Origin of the sequence: Bradyrhizobium murdochi (assembly GCF_000472965.1) — a bacterium.
Taxonomy (GTDB): Bacteria; Pseudomonadota; Alphaproteobacteria; order Rhizobiales; family Xanthobacteraceae; genus Bradyrhizobium; species Bradyrhizobium murdochi.
The window spans coordinates 25,412-47,820 of record NZ_AXAU01000019.1 but is presented as its reverse complement, the minus strand read 5'-3'; the positions used below and the strand labels follow the sequence as shown (position 1 = coordinate 47,820).

The 22,409-nt window shown below is 63.1% G+C and carries 22 protein-coding genes and 1 other RNA gene; 16 read left to right on the top strand and 7 right to left on the bottom strand.

Annotation, left to right across the window (positions count from 1 at the left end; all coding sequences use genetic code 11):
• Positions 1-127: 127 nt before the first annotated feature.
• Complete coding sequence (locus tag YUO_RS0128450) at positions 128-1,705, bottom strand: ABC-F family ATP-binding cassette domain-containing protein (RefSeq protein WP_028350322.1); 1,578 nt, start codon at positions 1,703-1,705, stop codon at positions 128-130.
• Positions 1,706-1,993: 288 nt separating this feature from the next.
• On the opposite strand from YUO_RS0128450, the gene YUO_RS0128445 reads away from it, so the two are divergent.
• Positions 1,994-2,572 carry a tetratricopeptide repeat protein gene (locus YUO_RS0128445; protein WP_028350321.1) on the top strand — a complete coding sequence of 193 codons (579 nt, stop codon included), beginning with the start codon at positions 1,994-1,996 and terminating at the stop codon, positions 2,570-2,572.
• A 52-nt stretch (positions 2,573-2,624) separates the two neighbouring features.
• On the opposite strand, the gene YUO_RS0128440 is transcribed toward YUO_RS0128445, so the two are convergent.
• The 5 genes from YUO_RS0128440 to ssrA all read right to left on the bottom strand — a co-directional run bounded on the left by YUO_RS0128440 (position 2,625) and on the right by ssrA (position 5,835).
• The gene (locus tag YUO_RS0128440) at positions 2,625-2,882 is read right to left on the bottom strand and encodes a ribbon-helix-helix domain-containing protein (protein ID WP_028350320.1); all 258 of its coding nucleotides are present in this window, start codon (positions 2,880-2,882) and stop codon (positions 2,625-2,627) included.
• Positions 2,879-3,067, bottom strand: a complete 189-nt coding sequence (locus tag YUO_RS0128435; protein ID WP_028350319.1) for a DUF4169 family protein — start codon at positions 3,065-3,067, stop codon at positions 2,879-2,881. The genes YUO_RS0128440 and YUO_RS0128435 overlap by 4 nt, the downstream gene beginning before the upstream one ends.
• A 262-nt stretch (positions 3,068-3,329) precedes the next feature.
• Positions 3,330-4,745 (bottom strand): class II fumarate hydratase, encoded by a 1,416-nt coding sequence (fumC, locus tag YUO_RS0128425; protein ID WP_028350318.1) that lies wholly within the window; start codon positions 4,743-4,745, stop codon positions 3,330-3,332.
• 73 nt (positions 4,746-4,818) lie between these two features.
• Positions 4,819-5,334, bottom strand: coding sequence for an SspB family protein (locus YUO_RS0128420; RefSeq protein WP_028350317.1), 516 nt, complete (start codon positions 5,332-5,334; stop codon positions 4,819-4,821).
• 144 nt (positions 5,335-5,478) lie between these two features.
• Positions 5,479-5,835: a transfer-messenger RNA gene (ssrA, locus tag YUO_RS44335) on the bottom strand.
• Positions 5,836-6,235: 400 nt separating this feature from the next.
• On the opposite strand from ssrA, the gene YUO_RS0128415 reads away from it, so the two are divergent.
• The 10 genes from YUO_RS0128415 (at position 6,236) to YUO_RS0128370 (ending at position 15,718) form a co-directional block, all read left to right on the top strand.
• Complete coding sequence (locus YUO_RS0128415) at positions 6,236-6,736, top strand: tripartite tricarboxylate transporter TctB family protein (protein ID WP_028350316.1); 501 nt, start codon at positions 6,236-6,238, stop codon at positions 6,734-6,736.
• A gap of 7 nt (positions 6,737-6,743) precedes the next feature.
• The gene (locus YUO_RS0128410; protein ID WP_028350315.1) at positions 6,744-8,309 is read left to right on the top strand and encodes a tripartite tricarboxylate transporter permease; all 1,566 of its coding nucleotides are present in this window, start codon (positions 6,744-6,746) and stop codon (positions 8,307-8,309) included.
• A 111-nt stretch (positions 8,310-8,420) separates the two neighbouring features.
• Positions 8,421-9,401, top strand: coding sequence for a tripartite tricarboxylate transporter substrate binding protein BugD (locus tag YUO_RS0128405; protein ID WP_028350314.1), 981 nt, complete (start codon positions 8,421-8,423; stop codon positions 9,399-9,401).
• Positions 9,402-9,575: 174 nt separating this feature from the next.
• Positions 9,576-10,370 carry a thymidylate synthase gene (locus tag YUO_RS0128400; protein ID WP_028350313.1) on the top strand — a complete coding sequence of 265 codons (795 nt, stop codon included), beginning with the start codon at positions 9,576-9,578 and terminating at the stop codon, positions 10,368-10,370.
• A gap of 19 nt (positions 10,371-10,389) precedes the next feature.
• Positions 10,390-10,875 (top strand): GNAT family N-acetyltransferase, encoded by a 486-nt coding sequence (locus YUO_RS0128395; RefSeq protein WP_028350312.1) that lies wholly within the window; start codon positions 10,390-10,392, stop codon positions 10,873-10,875.
• Positions 10,875-11,387: a dihydrofolate reductase gene (locus YUO_RS0128390; protein WP_028350311.1), complete on the top strand. Its 513-nt coding sequence runs from the start codon at positions 10,875-10,877 to the stop codon at positions 11,385-11,387. Before YUO_RS0128395 ends, YUO_RS0128390 begins: the two co-directional genes overlap by 1 nt.
• Before the next feature lie 171 nt (positions 11,388-11,558).
• Positions 11,559-12,704: an FtsH protease activity modulator HflK gene (gene hflK, locus YUO_RS0128385; protein WP_028350310.1), complete on the top strand. Its 1,146-nt coding sequence runs from the start codon at positions 11,559-11,561 to the stop codon at positions 12,702-12,704.
• Positions 12,701-13,612: a protease modulator HflC gene (hflC, locus tag YUO_RS0128380; protein WP_028350309.1), complete on the top strand. Its 912-nt coding sequence runs from the start codon at positions 12,701-12,703 to the stop codon at positions 13,610-13,612. The genes hflK and hflC overlap by 4 nt, the downstream gene beginning before the upstream one ends.
• Before the next feature lie 98 nt (positions 13,613-13,710).
• Positions 13,711-13,911 carry a DUF2065 domain-containing protein gene (locus tag YUO_RS0128375; RefSeq protein ID WP_028350308.1) on the top strand — a complete coding sequence of 67 codons (201 nt, stop codon included), beginning with the start codon at positions 13,711-13,713 and terminating at the stop codon, positions 13,909-13,911.
• Positions 13,912-14,212: 301 nt separating this feature from the next.
• A complete protein-coding gene (locus YUO_RS0128370; RefSeq protein WP_028350307.1) occupies positions 14,213-15,718 on the top strand; it encodes a Do family serine endopeptidase in 1,506 nt (501 codons plus the stop codon).
• 172 nt (positions 15,719-15,890) lie between these two features.
• Here the strand turns inward: YUO_RS0128370 and serB are convergent, their stop codons facing one another.
• Complete coding sequence (gene serB / locus YUO_RS0128365) at positions 15,891-16,796, bottom strand: phosphoserine phosphatase SerB (RefSeq protein ID WP_028350306.1); 906 nt, start codon at positions 16,794-16,796, stop codon at positions 15,891-15,893.
• Here serB and miaA point away from each other — a divergent pair.
• The 5 genes from miaA to YUO_RS0128340 all read left to right on the top strand — a co-directional run bounded on the left by miaA (position 16,795) and on the right by YUO_RS0128340 (position 22,409).
• Positions 16,795-17,727, top strand: a complete 933-nt coding sequence (miaA, locus tag YUO_RS0128360; RefSeq protein ID WP_028350305.1) for a tRNA (adenosine(37)-N6)-dimethylallyltransferase MiaA — start codon at positions 16,795-16,797, stop codon at positions 17,725-17,727. The two genes, serB and miaA, sit on opposite strands and share 2 nt — an antisense overlap.
• Before the next feature lie 411 nt (positions 17,728-18,138).
• The gene (locus YUO_RS0128355; protein WP_028350304.1) at positions 18,139-19,914 is read left to right on the top strand and encodes an acetolactate synthase 3 large subunit; all 1,776 of its coding nucleotides are present in this window, start codon (positions 18,139-18,141) and stop codon (positions 19,912-19,914) included.
• 242 nt (positions 19,915-20,156) lie between these two features.
• Positions 20,157-21,143, top strand: coding sequence for a threonine dehydratase (locus YUO_RS0128350; protein WP_028350303.1), 987 nt, complete (start codon positions 20,157-20,159; stop codon positions 21,141-21,143).
• Between the two features lie 25 nt (positions 21,144-21,168).
• A complete protein-coding gene (gene ilvN / locus YUO_RS0128345; RefSeq protein ID WP_028350302.1) occupies positions 21,169-21,711 on the top strand; it encodes an acetolactate synthase small subunit in 543 nt (180 codons plus the stop codon).
• Between the two features lie 2 nt (positions 21,712-21,713).
• Entirely contained in the window at positions 21,714-22,409 is a 696-nt protein-coding gene (locus YUO_RS0128340) for a class I SAM-dependent methyltransferase (RefSeq protein ID WP_028350301.1), read from the top strand.

The window sequence follows — 22,409 nt, the reverse complement described above, 5'->3', positions numbered from 1 at the left end:
AAACGCGCCGCATGTCTGCCAATGGCACATCGCGTCATTTTCGCCGGTTGCGCAGAACCGCGACGCTTCAGAAGCAAGTTGGACATCAACTTCGTTGCGTCACGCCACGGGGTTATGAGTACACGGCCTAACCGAGCACGATCTCCCGGTTAATCCCGATCGCCTTCAGAAACGCCTCATCGTGGCTGACCACAGTTAGCGCGCCGTCGAATCCATTTAGTGCACTCTCCAACTCCTCGATCGAGGCGAGATCGAGATGGTTGGTCGGCTCGTCCAGCAGCAGGAGCAGGGGCGGCTGCGGTCGCGCGAATACGCAGGCCAGGCCAGCGCGCAGCCGCTCGCCGCCGCTCAGCGTCGCCGCGATCTGCAGCGCTGCCTTGTTACGGAACGCAAACCGCGCCAGCGCGGCGTGCGCGGCGTTCGCCGAGAGTTCTGGATTGAGGCGTCGCAGATTGTCGAGAATGCTTAAGCCGGGATCGAGCAGGCCGACATGCTGATCGAGCACGGCAATACGGTCGGTGAGGCGGCTGATATCGCCGCTCGCCGGTTTCAGCTCGCCGGTGAGCAGGCGGAACAAGGTGGTCTTGCCAGAACCGTTGGCGCCGCGGATGGCGATCCGCTCGGGTCCGCGAACCTCGAACGACAGCGGTCCGAACAGACGGCGCTCCGCGAAAGCCATCACCACGTCCCTCAGGGTGACAAGTTCGCGGCCGCCGGGCAGATGGGTACGCGGTAGATCGATCGAAAGCGGCGTCAGGATCTCGACGTGGGCCTTGGCGATTTCCAGCGCCTCGGTGCGCTCGCCGAGCAGGCGGCTGGCGAGCCCGCTTTCGCGCGCGGCGCTGTTCTCGGCGCGCTCTTTCTCGCGGTCCATGAACATGTTGTCCTCGATGCCCTTGGCGCGCCAGGCGCGGCCGGCCTTGTCGCGACGCGCCTTCTTTTCCCGCGCCTTCTGCACTGCGCGCTGGGTGTTGCGCAGGGCGTCCGAGGCGCGGTCGAGGTCATCGGTGGCGCGGGCACGCGCCGCCTCACGCGCCTTGGCAAATTCCGGCCACGCGCCGCCGAACAGCGTGTTTCCGACCGGCGTCAGTTCGACGATGCGGTCGACGCGTTCGAGCAGCGTGCGGTCGTGGCTGGCGACGAGCACGCCGCCCTGCCAGCGTTCGAGCATCTGCGCCACGGCCTGCCTTCCGTCGGTATCGAGATTGTTGGTCGGCTCGTCCAATAGCAGCAGATCCGGTGCCTCGATCAAAAGCCGCGCCAGCGCCACCCGCGTTCGCTCGCCGCCGCTCAAGGAGGCGATCGGGCGATCCAGCGGCAGCGCCGGCAGTCCGGCCTCGACCAGCGCCGCCTGTATCCGCGCTTCCAGCGTCCAATCCGCTTCCGTCGCGTCATCAAGCGATCCTTCGCCGCGTTCGAGCCGGCGCAGGCGGGCGAGGCCGCCGGCGACGCCAAGCGCCTCGTCGGTCGTCAGCCGTTCGTCAGTCAGTTGTGCGAGCATGCCGATCGAGCCGATGCGTTGCAGCGATCCGCCGGCAGGTTCGATCTCGCCCGCAATCAGGCGCAGCAATGAGGATTTGCCGCAGCCGTTGCGGCCGACGAGGCCGGTGCGCTCGCGCCCTATGGCGAGCGTCAATCCGTCGAACAGCGGGCGTCCGTCAGGCGTGGCAAGGGAGATAGAATCCAGAACGAGAAAGGCAGGCATGGAGAGCTTCCGAAAATGGACTGAGGTCGCGAGGCGCGGTCAGCTTTGCGATGTCCATTTCTCTCTCCAGGGGGTCTCTACGCTTCTTCAGCCGGTTTTCGCCGGGTTCCGTCGGTCTTTTGCGGGGACTGCAACGACCGTCGATTAGATACGCATTGCCGTCATTCGTCCAGCCAGGCAGGGCACAAACGGTTTGCGCGGGCCTGGCGGGAATACTTCATTCGCGGCGGGGTCTCTACCTCCGGCTGGACCATGGATGCGCTCACGCAAGGAAACCCGGAGGTTTGCATGATGAAGTCGGCAATCAAGTTCGCTACGCTGGCGTTGTTTTCAATGGCTGTGATCGCATCGCCGCCATCCGTTCCGGCCTATGCCGCAGGAGGCGGCGGTGACCCGCCTTCGGCCACCCCGCCGCCGCCGGACACCAGATCCGCTCCCAAATCGACCTCGAAGTCGAAGAAGAAGCCACCCAAACAGTCGAGCGCCGACGATGATGCGTTCCGGAATGCGTACCGTGCCGCGCATGCGACGATCTATGAGCGCAACGACTTTGCCGGTGCTATCGAGCAGCTAAAGGCGCTCGGCCGTGACGATAATGCTGATGTTGCCAATCTGATCGGCTATTCATATCGCAAGCTCGGCGACTACGGGCTGTCGCAGGTCTGGTACGAGCGCGCGTTGAAGGCGGATCCGAACCACGTGCTGACCTGGCAATATTACGGCCTGTGGCAGGTCGAGCAGGGCAATCGCGACCAGGCGTCGTATCATCTGACGCGGATCGCGGCGATTTGCGGCACGGCTTGTGAGGAGTATCGATCGCTGGCCGCGGCGCTCGAAAAGCCGCCCGGCACCGGACTCGTTTATTGAGCTTATGACGTGACAGGGCGGGTGCGTTGCGACGCGCTCGCCTGATCGAGGCTTACGCCTGCGGCCGCGGCGCGTCCGGCGCGGCGGCCGGCATGGCGCGGGTACGGAAATAGTCGAGCACGAAAAGACGGATCGCCGAGGACAGGTTGCCCTGCTGGCGGTTGCTGTCGATCTCGCCGACCAGTTCGGACAGCGTCATGTTCCGCAGGCCCGAGATTTCCTTCATCCCGTTCCAGAAAGCTTCTTCGAGGCTGACGCTGGTCTTGTGACCGGCAACGACGATCGAGCGTTTGACGACGGGCGACTTCATGATGCGTCTCCGTCCTCGAGCTTGTGCTGGTCCAGAAGATCGCCGGCGCGATCCTTGCGACGTTCATCGAGCGTGCGTTCGGCCTTGGTCCGGCCAAAGCGTGCGCGGTTGGCATCGGCTTGCTTTGCCAATTGTTCCCGTTCGGTACGCTTCTTGAATCGCTTCAGATTGATCACGTCTCCCATGCTCGCCTCCATCATCCGGCGACTCGAAGGCATGATGATTCATGGGGCGGAAAAACGTCGCGTCGTGCGCAAGCAAATTTGATGGTCATTCGGAATCCCCGTCTACCGGCTCTGATAGCATCAAAAATACATTTCGCTCTGCGAAAAACCGAATAATTCCTGCTCCTACCATGCGTCAACACAACGGCGATAGATGGTCCACTTCATTCTTCAGGTATCATCCATAATTTATATCTCTGATCCGTAGTTTCCCGGGGGGCGATCAGCCCGGCCGTGTCATTTTGTCCGGCTGCACCAGGCGTTCGAATTCGGCGGCGTCCACAAACCCGAGGCGCACAGCCTCTTCCTTCAAGGTCGTGCCGCGCGCGTGCGCCGATTTGGCGACCTTCGCCGCGTTATCGTATCCGATCCTGGGAGCCAGTGCGGTGACCAGCATCAGCGAGCGTCCCATCAATTCGCGGATTCGCTTTTCGTCGGCGCGGATGCCCACCACGCAATGTTCGGTGAACGAGCGCGCCGCGTCCGACAGCAGTTGAATGGAATGCATCATACAATATGCCAATACGGGTTTGTAAACATTCAGTTCGAAATGCCCCTGGCTGCCGGCGACGGTGACGGCGGTCTGGTTGCCGAACACCTGACAGCAGACCATGGTCATCGCCTCGCACTGAGTAGGGTTGACCTTGCCGGGCATGATCGACGAGCCCGGTTCGTTTTCCGGCAGGATCAATTCTCCGAGACCCGAACGCGGGCCCGAACCCAACAGGCGAATGTCATTGGCGACCTTGAAAAGGCCGGTCGCCACCGAATTGATCGCGCCATGCACCAGCACATAGGCGTCGTTGCAAGCCAGCGCCTCGAACTTGTTGGGCGCGCTGGTGAACGGCAACCTTGTGATTTTCGCGACATGCCCGGCGAACAGCTTTGCAAATTTCGGCTTCGAGTTGAGACCGGTTCCAACCGCGGTGCCGCCTTGCGCCAATGGGAACAGTTCCTTCACCGCGGCTCGCAGCCGCGCGATCCCGCTCTCGACCTGCGCGGCGTAGCCCGAAAATTCCTGCCCCAGCGTCAATGGCGTTGCGTCCTGGGTGTGGGTTCTCCCGATCTTGACGATCTTGGCGAACGCCTTTTCCTTCTTGCGCAATTCGCGATGCAACTCGTCGAGCGCCGGAATCAGGTCGGAGACGATGCGTCCGGCGGCAGCGATATGCATCGCCGTCGGAAATGAATCGTTCGACGACTGACTCATGTTGACGTGGTCGTTGGGATGAACCGGCTTCTTGGCGCCGAGTTCGCCGCCCAGCATCTGGTTGGCGCGATTGGCGATCACCTCGTTGAGGTTCATGTTGGTCTGGGTGCCCGAGCCGGTCTGCCAGACGACCAGCGGGAAGTGATCGTCGAGCTTGCCTTCGATCACCTCGCGTGCGGCGCGGATGATGGCGCTGGCTCTGCGAGCATCGAGCAGTCCGAGCTCCCGGTTGGTTTGGGCGGCGGCGAGCTTGACGAGACCGAGCGCATGGACGATTGCGATCGGCATGCGGTCATGGCCGATCTTGAAATTCTGTCGCGAGCGCTCGGTTTGCGCGCCCCAATAGCGGTCAGCGGGAACGTCGATCGGACCGAAGCTGTCGGTCTCGCTACGGGTAGATTTGTTTCCGGATGTTTTTGCTCGAGCCATGCGTATGTCCGTTGCGCGCCGTGAAAGGGCGGAACGCGTACACTACAGCGTAGCGGAGTTTCTCGCGCTTAGATTATTTCTTGCGGAAACGATCCAGTCGCACCACTTCAGCGCCTTCGCTCGTCTTTGCCGGCTCGTCCTCGACTTCCGCAGCGGGCTCCGGCGCGGCGACGGGCAGGGCGGACGGCGCGGAAACCGCCGGCACCTTCGCCGCAGGCGCTTCTGCCGCCGTTTCCGACGGCTCGAATTGCAGGCCGAACTGTACCGACGGATCGAGGAAGCTCTTGATCGCCGCGAACGGCACCACCAGCCGCTCGGGGATGCCGCCGAACGACAGGCCGACTTCGAAACGATCTTCCGTCACCACCAGATCCCAGAACTGATGCTGCAGGATGATCGTCATCTCTTCCGGATATTGCGCCAGCAGCCGCGGCGACAGCTTCACGCCGTCGGCGGTGGACAGGAAGGTGATGAAGAAATGATGCTCGCCGGGCAGGCCGTGTTCGGCCGCGTCAGCCAGCACGCGGCGCAACACTCCGCGCAGCGCGTCGCGCGCCAGCACGTCATAACGGATGTGATCGGTCGCCATGGTCGTCCTGTCAGGTTTTATGGCCGCCGGTCCCCCGACTCGCCCCTTTGCCCCCATGCTACCCCGGCGGGAGCCGCAGGTCAGCAGGCGCGACGGATCGAATTTGCAGCAACGGCTCCCGTCGGCCGGAAATGAAAAGAATTAAGTGGAGGCTTCTGTTGCCAGGTGCCTCCGAACCCCGCCTAGCGGAGCTTAACCCGCTAGGACTTTAGAGTGGTCTTTCAAACTGCGTTACGCAGCCTGAGCAACCGGAGCATAGTTGTCGTTTGCAACTATTGCATAGCCCGATAACGGCGGAACAATACCGGGAAAAAACTCGTCCTTTACGCCCTCGTCGATCCTGGTTCGCCCCCGCCGAAACCCATCACGGGAGGGTGGGCTTGGGTGGAGGCGCCGGGTACTGCCCCCGGGTCCGAATGGTTTATTGCGACGGTCATTTATTTCCATAGCCGGCGAACCGGCACCCCCAATATAGGGTGCAGGTTGGGAGAAAAACAGGGCCAAAGGCGCTGAACAGGAAGGGAACATGGCCCCCAACTTTCGGTTTGCTGTCGCTCAGTTGCGGTTTCGCCACGGATTCGACGATTCCAAAATGTGCGGTCACGTTCATTGCGCGGATTATGCGCAGTTCGCCGCCGTCCCGCGCTCGCACCGCGCGGATCGTAACGTGATCGGCAATTCACCTCGCGTGTGTTGCAGTGCTCCGACCGCAAAAGTTGCGATCTGCGCGCCCCTTATAGGGTTTGATGGCGGTTTTGGCCGCTCCGTTTACCGTCGGCGCTGGAGTGTTTTGGGTTTTGCTGGCGTTGTCTGAGGAAAGTCGCTAGGCAGTTTCCGGGACAAGTATCCAGGTTATCCGAGCAAACGGGCGAGAAGCCTGTCTTGGGGAGGAGAGATATCCATGAATGCTACGCCGGGCCATGCGCCGGTCAAATCCATCATGCCGAATTGGGTTCGCAACCCGCAGGAATTTGTCGGCGGAATTGCCCTGATGGCGATTGCCGTGTTCGCCCTTTGGGCGTCGAGCGACTTGCAGGGCATGCGCGGATTTTCGTTCGGCGCCGGTACCGCGCCGCGGATGTTCGGATTCTTGCTGCTGGGACTAGGCGCCCTCATTACCGTCGTCGGCGTTGTCACCGAAGGTCCCCACCTTGCGAAATACCATTGGAGGGGACCGTTTTTCGTGACGATCGCGATTTTGACGTTTGCCTTCACGATCCGACCCATGGGAATGATCTTTGCCGCCATGGCCGCCTTCTTGATCGCGGCATGCGGGTCACCAGAGACCCGGTGGAAGGAAACGCTGATCGTTGCCGTCTGCCTGACGACGTTTTGCAGCCTGCTGTTTCCGTACGCGCTCGGACTGCCGTTGCAGCTCCTGCCGACTTTCATGATCCGGTGAGGGTGCGATGGGAGATATTTTCACAAATCTTGGACTCGGCTTCGGCGTCGTTTTCCAGTTCGTGCAGTGGACACCCGCCTTTCTTGGCGGAATTTCCATTCCGATCCCGGTCAATATTCTGCTGTGCCTGATCGGCGCACTGGTCGGTACGCTGGTTGGTGTGCTGCCCGGCATCGGCACCATCGCCACGGTGGCCATGCTACTGCCGATCACCTTTGGCCTGCCCCCGGTAGGCGCGCTGATCATGCTGGCCGGCATCTATTACGGCGCGCAATATGGCGGCTCGACCACGTCGATCCTGGTCAATATTCCAGGTGAGGCCGGTTCTGTGGTCACCGCGCTCGACGGCTTCCAGATGGCGAAGAGAGGCCGCGCCGGCCCGGCGCTCGCGATCGCCGCGATCGGATCGTTCTTCGCTGGCTGCGTCGCGACCGTGCTGATTGCCCTGCTGGGCGCGCCGCTCACCAGGATAGCGCTGGCGTTCGGACCTGCCGAATATTTTTCACTGATGGTGCTCGGCCTGATCTTCGCGGTTGTGCTCGCGAAAGGCTCGGTGCTGAAGGCGATCGCGATGATCGTGCTCGGCCTGCTGCTTTCGATGGTCGGATCCGACATCGAGACCGGTGCGTCTCGCATGGCCTTCAACATTCCCGAACTGGCTGACGGTCTTGGCTTTGCCACGCTGGCGATGGGGTTGTTCGGCTTTGCAGAGATCATTCGCAATCTCGATGCCGGCGGTGAAACCGATCGCAAGCTGGTCCAGGAGAAGGTGTCGGGACTGATGCCGACGCGGAGGGATCTCAAGGAGACGACCCCTGCGATCTTGCGCGGCACCGTGCTCGGGTCGATTCTCGGCATTCTACCGGGCGGCGGCGCCGTGATCGCATCATTCGCGGCGTACACGCTCGAGAAGAAGGTCGCGAAAGATCCCTCGAAATTCGGTCATGGCGAAATCCGCGGCGTCGCAGCACCCGAGAGTGCCAACAATGCCGCAGCTCAGACATCGTTCATTCCGTTGCTGACGCTTGGCATTCCGCCGAACGCGGTGATGGCGCTGATGGTCGGCGCAATGACGATCCACGGCATCGTGCCCGGTCCCCAGGTGATGCAGAAACAACCGGATCTGGTGTGGGGTATGATTGCCTCGATGTGGGTCGGCAACCTGATGCTGCTGATCATCAACCTGCCGCTGGTCGGGATATGGGTGCGGCTGTTGCGCGTGCCGTACCGGTTGATGTTCCCTTCGATCGTAGTTTTCTGCTGTATCGGCATCTACTCCGTGAACAACGCGCCGACCGACGTCATGATCGCTGGCGCGTTCGGATTGGTCGGCTACTGGCTGATCAAGCACGATTTCGAGCCGGCGCCGCTGCTGCTCGGGATGGTGCTCGGCCCGCTGATGGAGGAAAACCTGCGCCGCGCGCTCCTGATTTCGCGCGGCGACTGGTCAGTCTTCCTGACGCGCCCATTGTCGGCGGTACTGATGGCGATTGCAGCCGCGTTGCTAATTCTTGCGGTGCTGCCGTCGCTGCGCAAGAAGCGCGATGAGGTGTTTGTGGAATCGGAGAACTGACCTGCGTCGGTGCGCCGCAGCCCGAAGTCTGGTCGACTTCGGGCTAATTTTCTATGCCATGGAAAATGCCGGCCGGCGGGCTCGGCATTGCAACGGATCCGGGAGATCAAAATGAATTGGTACGGTCGCTCGCTTGCGAGCGGTTTTCTGGCAGTGCTTGCGGGACTGGGCTTGTCTTCGCAGGTTCAGGCTCAGACTTATCCGACGCGCAACATCACCATGATCGTGCCGTTTGCGGCGGGCGGACCGACGGACGTCATCGCGCGCATCGTCACCGGCCATATGGCGCAGACGCTCGGTCAAACCATCATCATCGAAAACGTGGTCGGCGCCGGCGGCACCACCGCCACCACCCGCGCCGCGCGCGCCGCCAATGACGGCTATACGCTGATCACGGGGCATATGGGCACGCATGCGGCTTCTGTGCCGCTTTATCCCAAGCTCGCCTATCACCCGGAAAAGGACTTCGAGCCGGTCGGACTGCTCGCCGGCACGCCGATCCTGATCCTGGCGCGCAAGGATTTTGCGCCAAAGGACCTCAAGGAATTCATCGCCTACGTCAAGGCGAACGAATCCAAGGTCAACGCGGCGCATGCCGGCGTCGGCTCGGTCTCGAACGTATCGTGCGAACTGCTGAACTCGGTACTCGGGGTCAAGCCGATCGGCGTTCCCTTCAATGGCACCGGTCCGGCGATGAACGCGCTGGTGGCCGGTCAGGTCGATTACATGTGCGACCAGATCGTCAATGCCGTGCCGCAGATCAACGGCGGCACCATCAAGGCCTATGCCGTGGCGACGCCAGAGCGTAACCCCTCGCTGCCCAATGTTCCCACCACCGCCGAGGCCGGCCTGCCGGCCTTCCAAGCCCAGGCGTGGAACGCAATCTTCGCGCCCAAGGGAACGCCCCCGGATGTCGTCGCCAAGTTGAACGCGGCGATCGTCAAGGCGCTCGACGACGAGAATGTGCGCAAGCGCCTGCTCGAACTCGGCAGCGTCATACCGCCTGCCGCCGATCGTACGCCAGCGGCACTGGGAACGCTGGTAAAGAGCGAAATCGCGAAGTGGACGCCGGTGGTCAAGCCGGTGAATTAATCCGAACAATCAAGGCCGTAGGTGAGGGGCGGGACGCGGGTTCCGCCCCTTGTCGTTTGTTCGGAGAGCGATCATTTTTCCGGGTATAATCATTGCGCGAAGCCGAATCGGCGTGTCGATCGAATGTCCCGGCCGCTAAATTCGCCGTTCCGACAAAGGCCTGAAGCACCAGCCATGAACCAGTACCACGACCTGCTCGAACGTATCCTCAGCGACGGTGCGGAGAAGCACGACCGCACCGGCACCGGCACGCTGTCGATCTTCGGTCATCAGATGCGGTTCAATCTCTCGGCCGGTTTTCCGATGCTGACCACCAAGCGGCTGCCGCTGAAGGCGATCGTGCATGAATTGCTCTGGTTCCTGGCCGGCGACACCAACATCAAATATCTCAGGGATCACGGCGTTTCGATCTGGGATGAATGGGCCGACGCCAACGGCGATCTCGGCCCGGTGTACGGATCGCAATGGCGCTCGTGGCCGGCGCCGGACGGGCGCAGCATCGACCAGATTTCCAACGTCATCGACATGATCAGGCGTAACCCGGATTCACGGCGGTTGATCGTGACCGCCTGGAATCCGGCCGACGTCGACAAGATGGCGCTGCCGCCCTGTCACTGCCTGTTTCAGTTCTATGTCGCGAACGGCAAGCTCTCCTGCCAGCTCTATCAGCGCTCAGCCGACGTGTTCCTCGGCGTGCCCTTCAACATCGCATCCTATTCGTTGCTGACCATGATGGTGGCGCAGGTGACCGGCCTGAAGCCCGGTGACTTCGTGCACTCCCTGGGTGACGCGCATCTCTACTCCAACCACCTCGAGCAGGCACGTCTGCAACTGGCGAGACCGACGCGGCCGTTGCCCGTCATGAAGATCAATCCTGACGTGAAGGATATCTTCGCGTTCCGCTACGAGGATTTCGCGCTCGAAGGCTACGATCCGCACCCGCACATCAAGGCCGAAGTGGCTGTATGACCAGCGGTGTGAGCACCTGATGTCGCTGACGATCCGCCGCGCGCGCCCGGGCGAAGCAGGGCTTGTCCTGTCCTTCGTTCGCGAACTCGCCGAATACGAAAAGCTGCTGCACGAAGTGGAAGCGACCGAGGCTGGTATCGATGCGGCGCTGTTCGGCGCCAATCCGCGCCTGTTCTGCGAGATTGCGGAATGGGACGGTGAGCCGGCGGGCTTCGCGGTCTGGTTCGTGAATTTTTCAACCTTTAGCGGTCGCTCCGGGATCTATCTGGAAGATCTGTTCGTCCGCCCGACGCTGCGCGGTAAGGGAATCGGCAAGGCGCTTCTGGTGCATCTCGCGAGGGAATGCGTGGCGAACGGCTGGTCGCGCTTGCAGTGGGCGGTGCTCGACTGGAATACGCCGTCGATTGAATTCTATAAGTCGCTCGGTGCGGTCTTGATGGACGAGTGGACGGTGTGCCGGGTCGGCGGTCCGGCGCTCGCGGCGCTGGCGCGACGGGAGCGGTAATGGAAATCGTTCTCATCGTCGCGGTCGCCGAGAACGGCGTGATCGGAGCCAGCGGCGCCATTCCGTGGCGGCTGAAATCCGACATGGCGCGCTTCAAGGCGCTGACCTCGGGCAAGCCCGTCGTCATGGGCCGCAAGACCTTCGTCTCGATCGGCCGGCCGCTCCCCGGACGGACCAATATCGTCGTTACCCGCGACGCTGGTTTTCGCGCCGATGGCGTGGTGGTTACCCATTCATTCATCAACGCGAAGGCGATCGCCACCGGTGATGCACTGCGACGTTTCGCCACTGAGATCGCCGTGATCGGCGGCGCGGAAATCTATGCGCAATGGATGGACAGCGCCGATCGCCTAGAGATTACCGAGGTGCATGCCCGGCCCGATGGCGATACGCGTTTCCCGGCAGTGGATGCAACCGCATGGGAAGAGGCGGCACGCGTGCGGAATCCGGCCGGTCCGGACGATAGCGCCGATTTCTCCTATGTGACATTTCGTCGGCGCCGACAGGGTTAACCTCGCTAGCCAATGTTTACATTGACAATTATGGCGTCAAGCATAGCTGCTTCGTGCAGGAAGCTTGCGTTGTAAGGGACCTAGCGGTCCCCTATAAAGCCGGGCTGATAGGCGAGGCTGGGCATCCTGCCCAAAACAGGCGGACCCGGGCCCTCGCGGAGGAGAGTTTGCATGCCGTGGAAGAATCAAGGTGGGGGTCCATGGGGCCCGGGTCCGAAGGGACCGTGGGGTTCGGGTCCGCAGTCGGGCGGGCCGAGGCCACCCGATCTTGAGGATCTGCTGCGGCGCGGTCAGGACAAGCTGCAGCAGCTTCTGCCGGGCGGCTATTTCAGCGGCATGGGCATCGCGCTGGTGCTGGCTGGCGCGCTGGTAATCTGGGGATTGTCCGGATTCTTCCGCGTGCAGTCGGAAGAACTCGGCGTCGTCTTGCGCTTCGGCAAGCATGTACGCACCGTCGAGCCCGGGCTGAACTATCATCTGCCCTATCCGATCGAAACCGTGCTGCTGCCGAAGGCGCTACGCGTCTCCACCATTTCGGTCGGCATGAGCCTGATCGACGATCCGGCGCGGCGCGGCCGCACCATGCGGGACGTGCCGGAAGAAAGCCTGATGCTGACCGGCGACGAAAACATCGTCGACGTCGACTTCACGGTGCTGTGGCGGATCAAGCCCAACGGCGTCGGCAATTTCCTCTTCAACATCCAGAATCCCGAAGGCACCGTGAAGGCGGTGGCCGAAAGCGCGATGCGCGAGGTGATCGGGCGTTCGCAGATCCAGCCAATCCTCACCGGCGCCCGCAACCTGACTGAGCAGGGCGTTCACGAATTGATGCAGAGGACGCTGGATACCTACGGTTCCGGCGTCCAGATCACGCAGGTGCAGATGCAGAAGGTCGACCCGCCTGCGCAGGTGATCGACGCGTTCCGTGATGTTCAGGCCGCGCGCGCCGACTTCGAGCGGCAGCAGAACGAGGCGCAGACCTATGCCAACCGCGTCCTTCCCGACGCCCGCGGCCGTGCCGCGCAGATCCTGCAGGTCGCCGAGGGTTACAGGGAACAGGCGATCGCCGAGGCCAAGGGCCAGAGCGCGCGCTTCATGAAGGTGTACGAGGAATATAACAAGGCCAAGGACGTGACGCGGCAGCGAATTTACCTGGAGACGATGGAGCGGATTCTCGGCGGATCCGAGAAGCTGGTCTATGACGGTGGCAACTCGGCACAGAGCATCGTGCCCTATCTGCCGCTCAGCGAATTGACGCCGCGCCGTCCGCCGCCGACGGCCGGTCAGCAGCAGCCGCAGCAGGGAGGCACGCGATGAGGTCCCCTGTCACAGGTATTGTCACCCTGATCCTGCTGTTGGTCGTGGTGATCGTGGGTTACAGCTCGGTCTTCACGGTGTCTCAGACCCAGCAGGCGCTCGTGGTCCGGCTCGGTCGGCCCGTTGACGTTGTGTCCGAGCCGGGCCTGAACTTCAAGGCGCCGTTCATCGACACCGTCATCACCATCGACAAGCGCATCCTCGATCTGGAAAATCCGTCCCAGGAAGTGATCGCTTCCGACCAGAAGCGGCTCGTGGTCGACGCCTTCGCACGCTACCGGATCAAGAATCCGCTGCGCTTCTATCAGAGCATCGGCACGATCCAGGCGGCCAACATCCAGCTCACCACGCTGTTGAACGCGGCGCTGCGCCGCGTGCTGGGCGAGGTCCCCTTCATCAACGTGGTGCGCGACGAACGCGAGGGCCTGATGGCGCGCATCCGCGAGCAGCTCGACAGAGAGGCTGACCAATACGGCATCGAAGTCGTCGACGTGCGTATCCGCCGCGCCGACCTGCCGGAGGCCAACAGCCAGGCGGTCTATCAGCGTATGCAGACCGAGCGGCAGCGCGAGGCGGCCGAGTTCCGCGCCCAGGGCGGCCAGAAGGCGCAGGAGATCCGCTCGAGGGCCGACCGCGAGGCGACCGTCATCATTGCGGAGGCCAACTCGACCGCCGAGCAGACGCGCGGCGCGGGTGACGCCGAGCGCAACCGGCTGTTCGCCGAGGCCTATGGCCGGGATCCGGATTTCTTCGCCTTCTATCGTTCGATGTCGGCCTATGAGACCGGGCTGCGCTCCAACGACACCCGTTTCCTGCTGCGGCCCGATTCCGAATTCTTCCGCTTCTTCGCCAATCCGTCGGGCCATCCGCCGGCGGCAGCCGCGGCGGCCGCGGCGCCGAAGCCTTAAGCGGCCGGCCCACGCAATACGCCCGTTACGGCGAAGCGGGGGGTCGCTTCGCCGGCATAAAAGCAAAAGGCGCTTGAATAGCGGGGGGATGCCATCCGATGAGGTCCATTGCGTTCGCCGACTTCCTCATCGGTGTGGGCATCCTCTTTGTGCTTGAAGGCCTGATGTTCGCAGCCAGCCCGGCCTGGATGCGCCGGGCGATGAAAAGCGCATTGGCGACGCCGGACAATATCCTGCGGATCGTGGGCATCGTTTCCGCGGTCGTCGGCCTGCTTCTGATCTGGTTCGTGCGGCGGTAAGGTTCCTCCGTCATTCTCCGATGCGCAACCGCGCATCGTAGATGGTCCGAAGGACCAGTCCTCAGATGCGCAATTGCGGATCGGGGAATCTCGAGATTCTCAGATGTGCAAATGCACATCTGAGTCCGCTTCGCGCCCTGGAATGACGGTAATTGACGGCCGCAACTAGCTCTGGCGCCAACGAAATCGTGAGCCGCGAGCCGCCCGTTTTCCGCCGGAATGTCAGGCGCAGATGCTTGCGCCGAGGACCCGTTCGGGCGCACTGTGGGCCCCAAATTTGAGCCTTTGGAGACGAGCCGACATGACCGGTGCCAGACCCGCCTTGAAAAGCCGCCTGCGCCTGATGGGAATTGCGATCTCGCTCGGTGCCGCCAGCATGCTGGCTTCAGTGCCGGCCAGCGCGCGCGGGCCGGACGGTATCGCCGACATTGCCGAGAAGGTGATCGATTCCGTCGTCAATATTTCGACCTCGCAGAGCGTGGAAGCCAAGGGCGGCAGGGATACGATGCCGCAACTGCCGCCGGGCTCGCCGTTCGAGGAATTCTTTGACGACTTCTTCAAGAACCGGCGCGGCGGCCTGCCCAAGGGCGGCGACAAGAGCGGCGAAATGCAGCCGCCGCGCAAGACCAATTCGCTCGGCTCCGGTTTTATCGTCGATGCCGCCGGCATCGTCGTTACCAACAATCACGTCATCGCGGATGCCGACGAGATCAACTTGATCATGAACGACGGCACCAAGATCAAGGCCGAACTGGTCGGCGTCGACAAGAAGACCGACATTGCGGTCTTGAAGTTCAAGCCTGTGAAGCCGGTGACTGCGGTGAAGTTCGGCGATTCCGACAAGCTGCGGCTTGGCGAGTGGGTGATTGCGATCGGCAATCCGTTCAGCCTCGGCGGCTCGGTCACGGCCGGTATTGTGTCGGCGCGCAACCGCGACATCAGCCAGGGGCCATACGACAGCTACATCCAGACCGATGCCTCCATCAACCGCGGCAATTCCGGCGGGCCGCTGTTCAACCTCGAAGGCGAAGTGGTCGGCGTCAACACGCTGATCATCTCGCCGACTGGCGGCTCGATCGGCCTCGGCTTCGCGGTGCCGTCGAAGACGGTGGCCGCCGTAGTTGATCAGCTCCGGCAGTTCGGCGAACTACGCCGCGGCTGGCTCGGCGTGCGGATCCAGCAGGTCACCGAGGAGATCGCCGAAAGCCTCAACATCAAGCCCGCCCGCGGCGCGCTGGTCGCCGGCATCGACGACAAGGGGCCGGCCAAGCCTGCCGGCATCGAGCCCGGCGATGTCGTCGTCAAGTTCGACGGCAAGGACGTCAAGGACCCGAAGGATCTATCCCGTGTCGTCGCCGATACCGCCGTCGGCAAGGAAGTCGACGTGGTCATCATCCGCAAGGGTAACGAGGAAACCCGCAAGGTTACGCTCGGCCGCCTCGAGGATACCGAAAAGGTGCAGCAGGCCGCCGCCAAAACCAAGGAAGACCCTGTCGAGAAGCCTGTGACGCAAAAAGCGCTCGGCCTCGATCTTGCCGCGCTAAGCAAGGACCTGCGCACGAAGTACAAGATCAAGGAGAGCGTGAAAGGCGTCATCATCACCGGCGTCGACGGCTCCTCCGACGCCGCCGACAAGCGGCTCTCTGCCGGCGACGTCATCGTCGAGGTGGCGCAGGAAGCGGTCGCCAGCGCGGCAGACATCAAGAAGCGCGTCGATCAGCTCAAGAAGGACGGCAAGAAATCGGTGCTGCTGCTGGTGTCGAACGGCGAGGGCGAATTGCGGTTCGTGGCAGTCGGTGTGCAGTAGGGATTGTTAGATCCGCGTAAACCTGCTGCTGATCAAAACGCGATGTCGTCCCTGCGCACGCAGGGACCCATAACCGCCAGCGCGGATTGTATCAAAGGCAACTGGCCCCATCGCATCATGGACGGGCCGCGGCGTATGGGTCCCTGCGTGTGCAGGGACGACGCAAGAGTTCTTATCCCCCTACAAACTCCTCGCGCCGATAGCCTTGCGCATACAACAGCGCGGTGAGATCGCCGTAGTCGATCCGCGCGGCGGCAGCGGCGGCGACCGCCGGCTTGGCGTGATAGGCGACGCCGAGGCCCGCGGCCTGGATCATGCCGAGGTCGTTGGCGCCGTCGCCGGCCACCAGCGTATCGATCTCGTCGAGATCGAAGGATTCGCGAAGCTCGATCAGCGTAGCCAATTTGGCGGCGCGGCCGAGGATCGGCTCGGCCACCTCGCCGCTGAATTTGCCGTCCCGCACCTTCAACTCGTTGGCGCGGTTTTCCTGAAATCCGATCTTGGTCGCGACCGCATGCGTGAACAGCGTGAAGCCGCCGGAGATCAGGCAGGTCCAGGCGCCGTTGGCGCGCATCGTGGAAACCAGCTCGCGGCCTCCCGGCGTCGGCGTGATGCGTTTTGCCAGGACTTCATCGACCACGCTGACCGGCAGGTCCTTCAGGAGCGCCACACGCTCGCGCAGCGCCGGCTCGAATTCGATCTCGCCGCGCATCGCGCGTTCGGTGATGCCTGCGACATGCGCCTTCAGTCCGGCGAAATCGGCCAGCTCGTCGATGCATTCCTGGCCGATCATGGTGGAGTCCATGTCGGCGAGAAAAAGCTTCTTGCGCCTGAACGCGGCAGGCTGCACGACAATGTCGATCGGCAGGTCACCGCGCGCCTGTTGCAGGCGGGTTTCGATCGCTTTGATCTCGTCCGGGCTCTTGACCTGGCTGTCAAAGGGAATGTCGACTGCCACTTCGTCGAACAGCCATTGCGCCGTTCCCGGCGAGGGGAGAACGGCCAGCGCGCCGTCGACGATGGTGGAGTCGAGCGCGGGGTTGGCCGGATTGCAGATGAGGGTGGCGACCAGGGACATGCAGGCTTTTCAGCTAGATTTGAGCAAGGCCGTGCTTATCGCAGGGCCGACCGCCAGCGGCAAGTCGGCCCTGGCGCTCGAATTGGCGCAAAAGACCGGCGGCGTCGTCATCAACACCGATTCGATGCAGGTCTACCGCGATCTCCGCGTCATCACGGCGCGGCCGACGCCGGAGGAGGAGGCGCGCGTGCCGCACCGGCTCTACGGCCATGTCGACGCGTCGGTCAATTTCTCGGCCGGAGCGTGGGTGACGGATGCGGGAAAGGTGCTCGCAGAGGCGCGCGCGGAGAAGCGGCTGCCGATCTTCGTCGGCGGGTCCGGCCTTTATTTCAAGGCATTGACGCGCGGTCTCTCCGCGGTGCCGCCGATCCCGGCCGAGGTGCGCGAAGCCGTACGCGCCCGGCTGGAACGCGACGGCGTCGAAGCGCTGCACACTGAGCTGATGCGGCGTGATCCCGTCTCCGCCGAGCGCCTGAAGCCGCGCGACCGCACCCGGATTGCCCGCGCCCTGGAAGTCGTGGAAGGCACCGGCCGCACCCTGCCGGACTGGCATCGCGAGGGCCTGCCGCCGCTGCTGCCTCGGAGCGAGTTCTCGGCGCTGTTCCTCGCGCCTGAGCGCGAAAAACTATACGCGCGGATCGATGCGCGGTTCGGCGCGATGCTGGCCGCGGGTGCGCTGGAGGAGGTCGCAGCGCTCGCCGCCCGAAAGCTCGATCCCCTGCTGCCGGCGATGAAGGCCCACGGCGTGCCGGCGCTGATCCGGCACCTCAGGGGAGAAATCACGCGCGAGGAGGCCGCCGAAATCGGCCGCGCCGACACCCGCCATTATGCAAAACGGCAGTTCACGTGGTTCAGGCATCAACTGCCGGAGTTCGAATGGGTGACGCCGGAGGCGGCGAGGGGGTGGCCAGGCATGCAGACCTCATCCTGAGGAGCCGCGAAGCGGCGTCTCGAAGGATGGGCCACGGGCCTCATGGTTCGAGACGCGCGAAGACGCGCTCCTCACCATGAGGGGAGGACGGCGCATGGCTGCACGCATAAAATTCCCCCTCGCCGAATGCCCGGAACACCGCTACACTGCCTAAATCGCGCCGAAAGCGTCCGTCCCTTGACTTCCGGGGGCCGAACGGTATAACCCGCGCAACCTTCGGGAAGTCCGAGCCGCCAAATGCGTAACATTATTACCAAACTCCTTATCGTCGTCGTACCCAGGCACACCGCCGGGGATGGCTAGCGGCCATCCAAATTCAGGCGGTGTGCATGGGGCCTCTCGGGCCCTTTTTTATTTCCCAAAACAGACAACCGAAAGAAGCCGCGCCGACCAGCGCATCCGGAGCAAACCATGACCGACAAGAGCAACGACCCCAATCAGATGACCGGCGCCGCGATGATCGTGCGCGCGCTCATCGATCATGGCGTCCAGCACATCTTCGGCTATCCCGGCGGCGCCGTGCTTCCGATCTATGACGAGATTTTCCAGCAGAGCGACGTCGAGCACATCCTGGTGCGGCACGAGCAAGGCGCCGGCCATGCCGCCGAGGGCTATGCGCGCTCGACCGGCAAGCCGGGCGTGGTGCTGGTGACGTCGGGCCCTGGCGCCACCAACATGGTGACGCCGCTGACCGATGCGCTGATGGATTCGATCCCGCTGGTGTGCATCACAGGGCAAGTGCCGACGCACCTGATCGGCAACGACGCGTTCCAGGAATGCGACACCGTCGGCATCACCCGTCCCTGCACCAAGCACAACTGGCTGGTGCGCGACGTCAACGATCTGGCCAAGGTGCTGCACGAGGCGTTCTACGTTGCGACCACGGGCCGTCCCGGACCCGTCGTGGTCGACGTGCCCAAGGATGTGCAGTTTGCGCTCGGCACCTATCATCCGCCGCGCAAATCCGACGTGCATGTGTCCTATACCCCGCGGGTGAAAGGCGATGCGGCGCAGATCCGAAAAGCGGTGGCGCTATTGGCTGCCGCCAAGCGCCCGGTGATCTATTCCGGCGGCGGCGTCATCAATTCCGGACCCGAAGCCTCGAAGCTGCTGCGTGAGCTCGTGGATGTCACCGGCTTTCCGATCACCTCGACCCTGATGGGCCTCGGCGCCTATCCGGCCACGGGGAAGAACTGGCTCGGCATGCTCGGCATGCACGGCACCTACGAGGCCAACATGACGATGCATGGTTGCGACGTCATGCTGTGCGTCGGCGCCCGCTTCGACGACCGCATCACCGGCCGGACTGACGCGTTCTCGCCGGGTTCGAAGAAGATCCACATTGATATCGATCCGTCCTCGATCAACAAGAACATCCACGTCGACGTGCCGATCATCGGCGACGCCGGCAACGTGCTCGGCGATTTGCTGCAGGTGTTCAAGGCGGAAGCGAAGAAGCCAGATATCAAGGCGTGGTGGCAGGAGATCGCCAAATGGCGCGCGCGCAATTCGCTCGCCTACAAGAAGAGCAATGACGTGATCCTGCCGCAATACGCGATCCAGAAGCTGTTCGAGGCGACGCGCGGCCACGACACCTACATCACCACCGAGGTCGGCCAGCATCAGATGTGGGCGGCGCAGTTCTTTGGCTTTGACGAGCCGCACCGCTGGATGACGTCGGGTGGACTCGGCACGATGGGCTATGGCCTGCCGGCAGCGCTCGGCGTGCAGGTCGCGCATCCCGACAGCCTCGTGATCGATATCGCCGGCGATGCCTCGGTGCAGATGACGATGCAGGAGATGTCGACGGCGGTTCAGTTTGAGCTGCCGATCAAGATCTTCATCCTGAACAACCAGTACATGGGCATGGTGCGGCAGTGGCAGCAGCTCCTGCACGGCAACCGGTTGTCGCATTCTTACTCCGAGGCGCTGCCGGATTTCGTCAAGCTCGCGGACGCCTTCGGATGCGTCGGCATCCAGGCGATCAAGCCCAGCGATCTCGACGGTGCGCTCAAGGAGATGATCAAGGTCAAGCGCCCGGTGCTGTTCGATTGCCGCGTCGCCGCGCTGGAAAACTGCTTCCCGATGATTCCATCCGGCAAGGCGCACAACGAAATGCTGCTGCCGGCGGAAGCAACCGATGAAGCCACCGCCGCGGCGTTTGCTGGCGGCAAGGCGCTGGTGTGAGGATGCGAGGTAAGAGATTGCTGTGAGGACGCGAGACAAAAATTCCGCTGTCATCGCCCGGCTTGCCGCCTCCGCTAGAGCTTCGGCGAGCCAGGACCGGACAGCCTCGGCGAAGCCTTGGCGTAGCCGGGACCGGGCGATCCAGTACGCCACGGCGTCTCCGTCAATCTCGGGGCGTCTCTGGAATACTGGATCCCCGCCTTCGCGGGGATGACAAAAAGAGAGAAGGTTGACGAGAACCCATGTTTGACCTCAGAGAGCTCGAACGCGCGCACGAGATCGTGGGGCAGGCGGTGCCTCCGACGCCGGCGCATGCCTGGCCGCTGTTGGCAGAGCGGCTCGGCACAACGGTGATCGTCAAGCACGAGAACCACACGCCGATTGGCGCGTTCAAGGTGCGCGGTGGGCTGATCTATCTCGACCGGCTGAAGCAGGAGCGGCCGGACATATCGGGGATCATTTCCGCCACGCGCGGCAATCACGGCCAGAGCCTTGCGTTCGCGGCCTCCCGCCACGGCGTGCCAGCGGTGATTTACGTGCCGAAGGGCAATTCGGTGGAGAAGAACCGCGCCATGCGCGCGTTCGGCGCCGACCTCGTCGAGCATGGCGAGGATTTTCAGGCGGCGGCCGAAGAAGCCCAGCGCCGTGCCCAGTTCGCCGGCCTTCATATGGTGCCGTCGTTCCATCCGGATCTGGTGCTCGGCGTCGCCACCTACGCGCTCGAACTGTTCCGGACGGCGCCTGACCTCGACATTCTCTATGTGCCGATCGGGCAGGGCTCGGGCATCTCCGGCTGCATCATGGCGCGCGATCTGCTCGGGCTGAAAACCGAAATCGTCGGCGTGCAGTCGACCGAAGCGCCGTCCTACGCACTGTCGTTTGCGGCTGGCACGGTGGTAACCACCGAAACCAGCAACACGCTGGCGGACGGCATGGCGACGCGCAATCCCGATCCGGACGCATTCGCCATCATCCGCAAGGGCGCCGCGCGCATCGTCCAGGTCACGGACGACGAGGTCGCAGCCGCCGTCCGCGCCTACTGGACCGACACGCACAACCTCGCCGAAGGCGCCGGCGCAGCCCCGCTGGCCGCCGCGCTGCACGAAAGGCAGAAGCTCGCCGGCAGGCGCGTCGGCTTGATCCTGTCTGGCGGCAATATCGATTTTGATCTGTTTCGAAAATGGATCGGCACGGATGCCACTACAGCCGCCCAACGGGCGATGGCGTGACGAGAGGATATGTAAGGGGACCACAATGAACCAGCCCGCATCCGCCTACTTCCTGGAAGAGCGCCACGATCCCAACGAGACGCATACGCTCTCGGTGCTGGTGCAGAACGAGCCCGGCGTGCTCGCGCGCGTGATCGGTCTGTTTTCGGGCCGTGGTTACAACATCGACAGTCTCACCGTCTCCGAGACCGAGAGCCACAAACATCTCTCGCGCATCACCATCGTCACGACGGGCACGCCGACGGTGATCGAGCAAATCAAGCACCAGCTCGACCGTATGATCCCGGTCTATCGCGTCGTCGACATGACGATTACCGGTCGCTCGATCGAGCGGGAGCTCGCCATGGTCAAGGTGCGCGGCCGCGGCGACAGCCGGGTCGAGGCGCTGCGGCTGGCGGACGCGTTCCGCGCGCGCGTGATCGACGCCACGACAGAGAGTTTTGTGTTCGAGATCACAGGCAATTCATCCAAGATCAGCCAATTTATCGACCTGATGCGCCCGCTCGGCCTTGTCGAGGTGGCGCGCACTGGCGTAGCCGCGATCGGGCGCGGGCCTGAGGGGATGTAAACATGCTGGCGCGTGACTGGTATTACACTCAAAGGCGGCGGCTCGGGCTCGATTCGGCGGTCGCCTCGATCTACGACCGGCATGACGACAGCGACGATCGCGCACGGGCCGCGCTCACCATGCTCGGCGTGCAGCGCGGCTGGCGCGTGGCCGATATCGGTTGCGGCAACGGTGTACTGGCCTGCGAAGCGGCGTTGATGGGGGCCGAGGTCGACGCAATAGATATTTCGCCGGCGATGCTGGCGCTCGCCAATATCCAGGCCCGCGACCGCAAGGTAGCGATCCGCACCCAGCCGGCAGGCCTCCTGAGCTTTGCCTACCAGCCGGATTCCTACGACCTGATCGTCAGCGAATTCACGTTGCACCATCTGCCTGACTTCTGGAAGGCGGTGGCGCTGGCAAGGATCTATGCCGCGCTGAAGCCCGGCGCGAATTTCTACCTGCGCGACATCGTGTTCGTCAGCATGCCCGACGGCACCGAGCGCGATGTCGACCAATGGGCCGATTTCACCATCAAGAATCACGATTTCCAGCGCGAAGGCGTGGTCACCCATATGCGCGACGAGTACTCGACCTTCGGTTGGGTGATCGAGCGCATGCTGACCGATATCGGCTTCACGCTGGAATCGGTTGATTATCACGCGCCGCTGCACGGCACCTATCTCCTGCGCAAGCCAAAGCCGGATCAACAGAGCTAG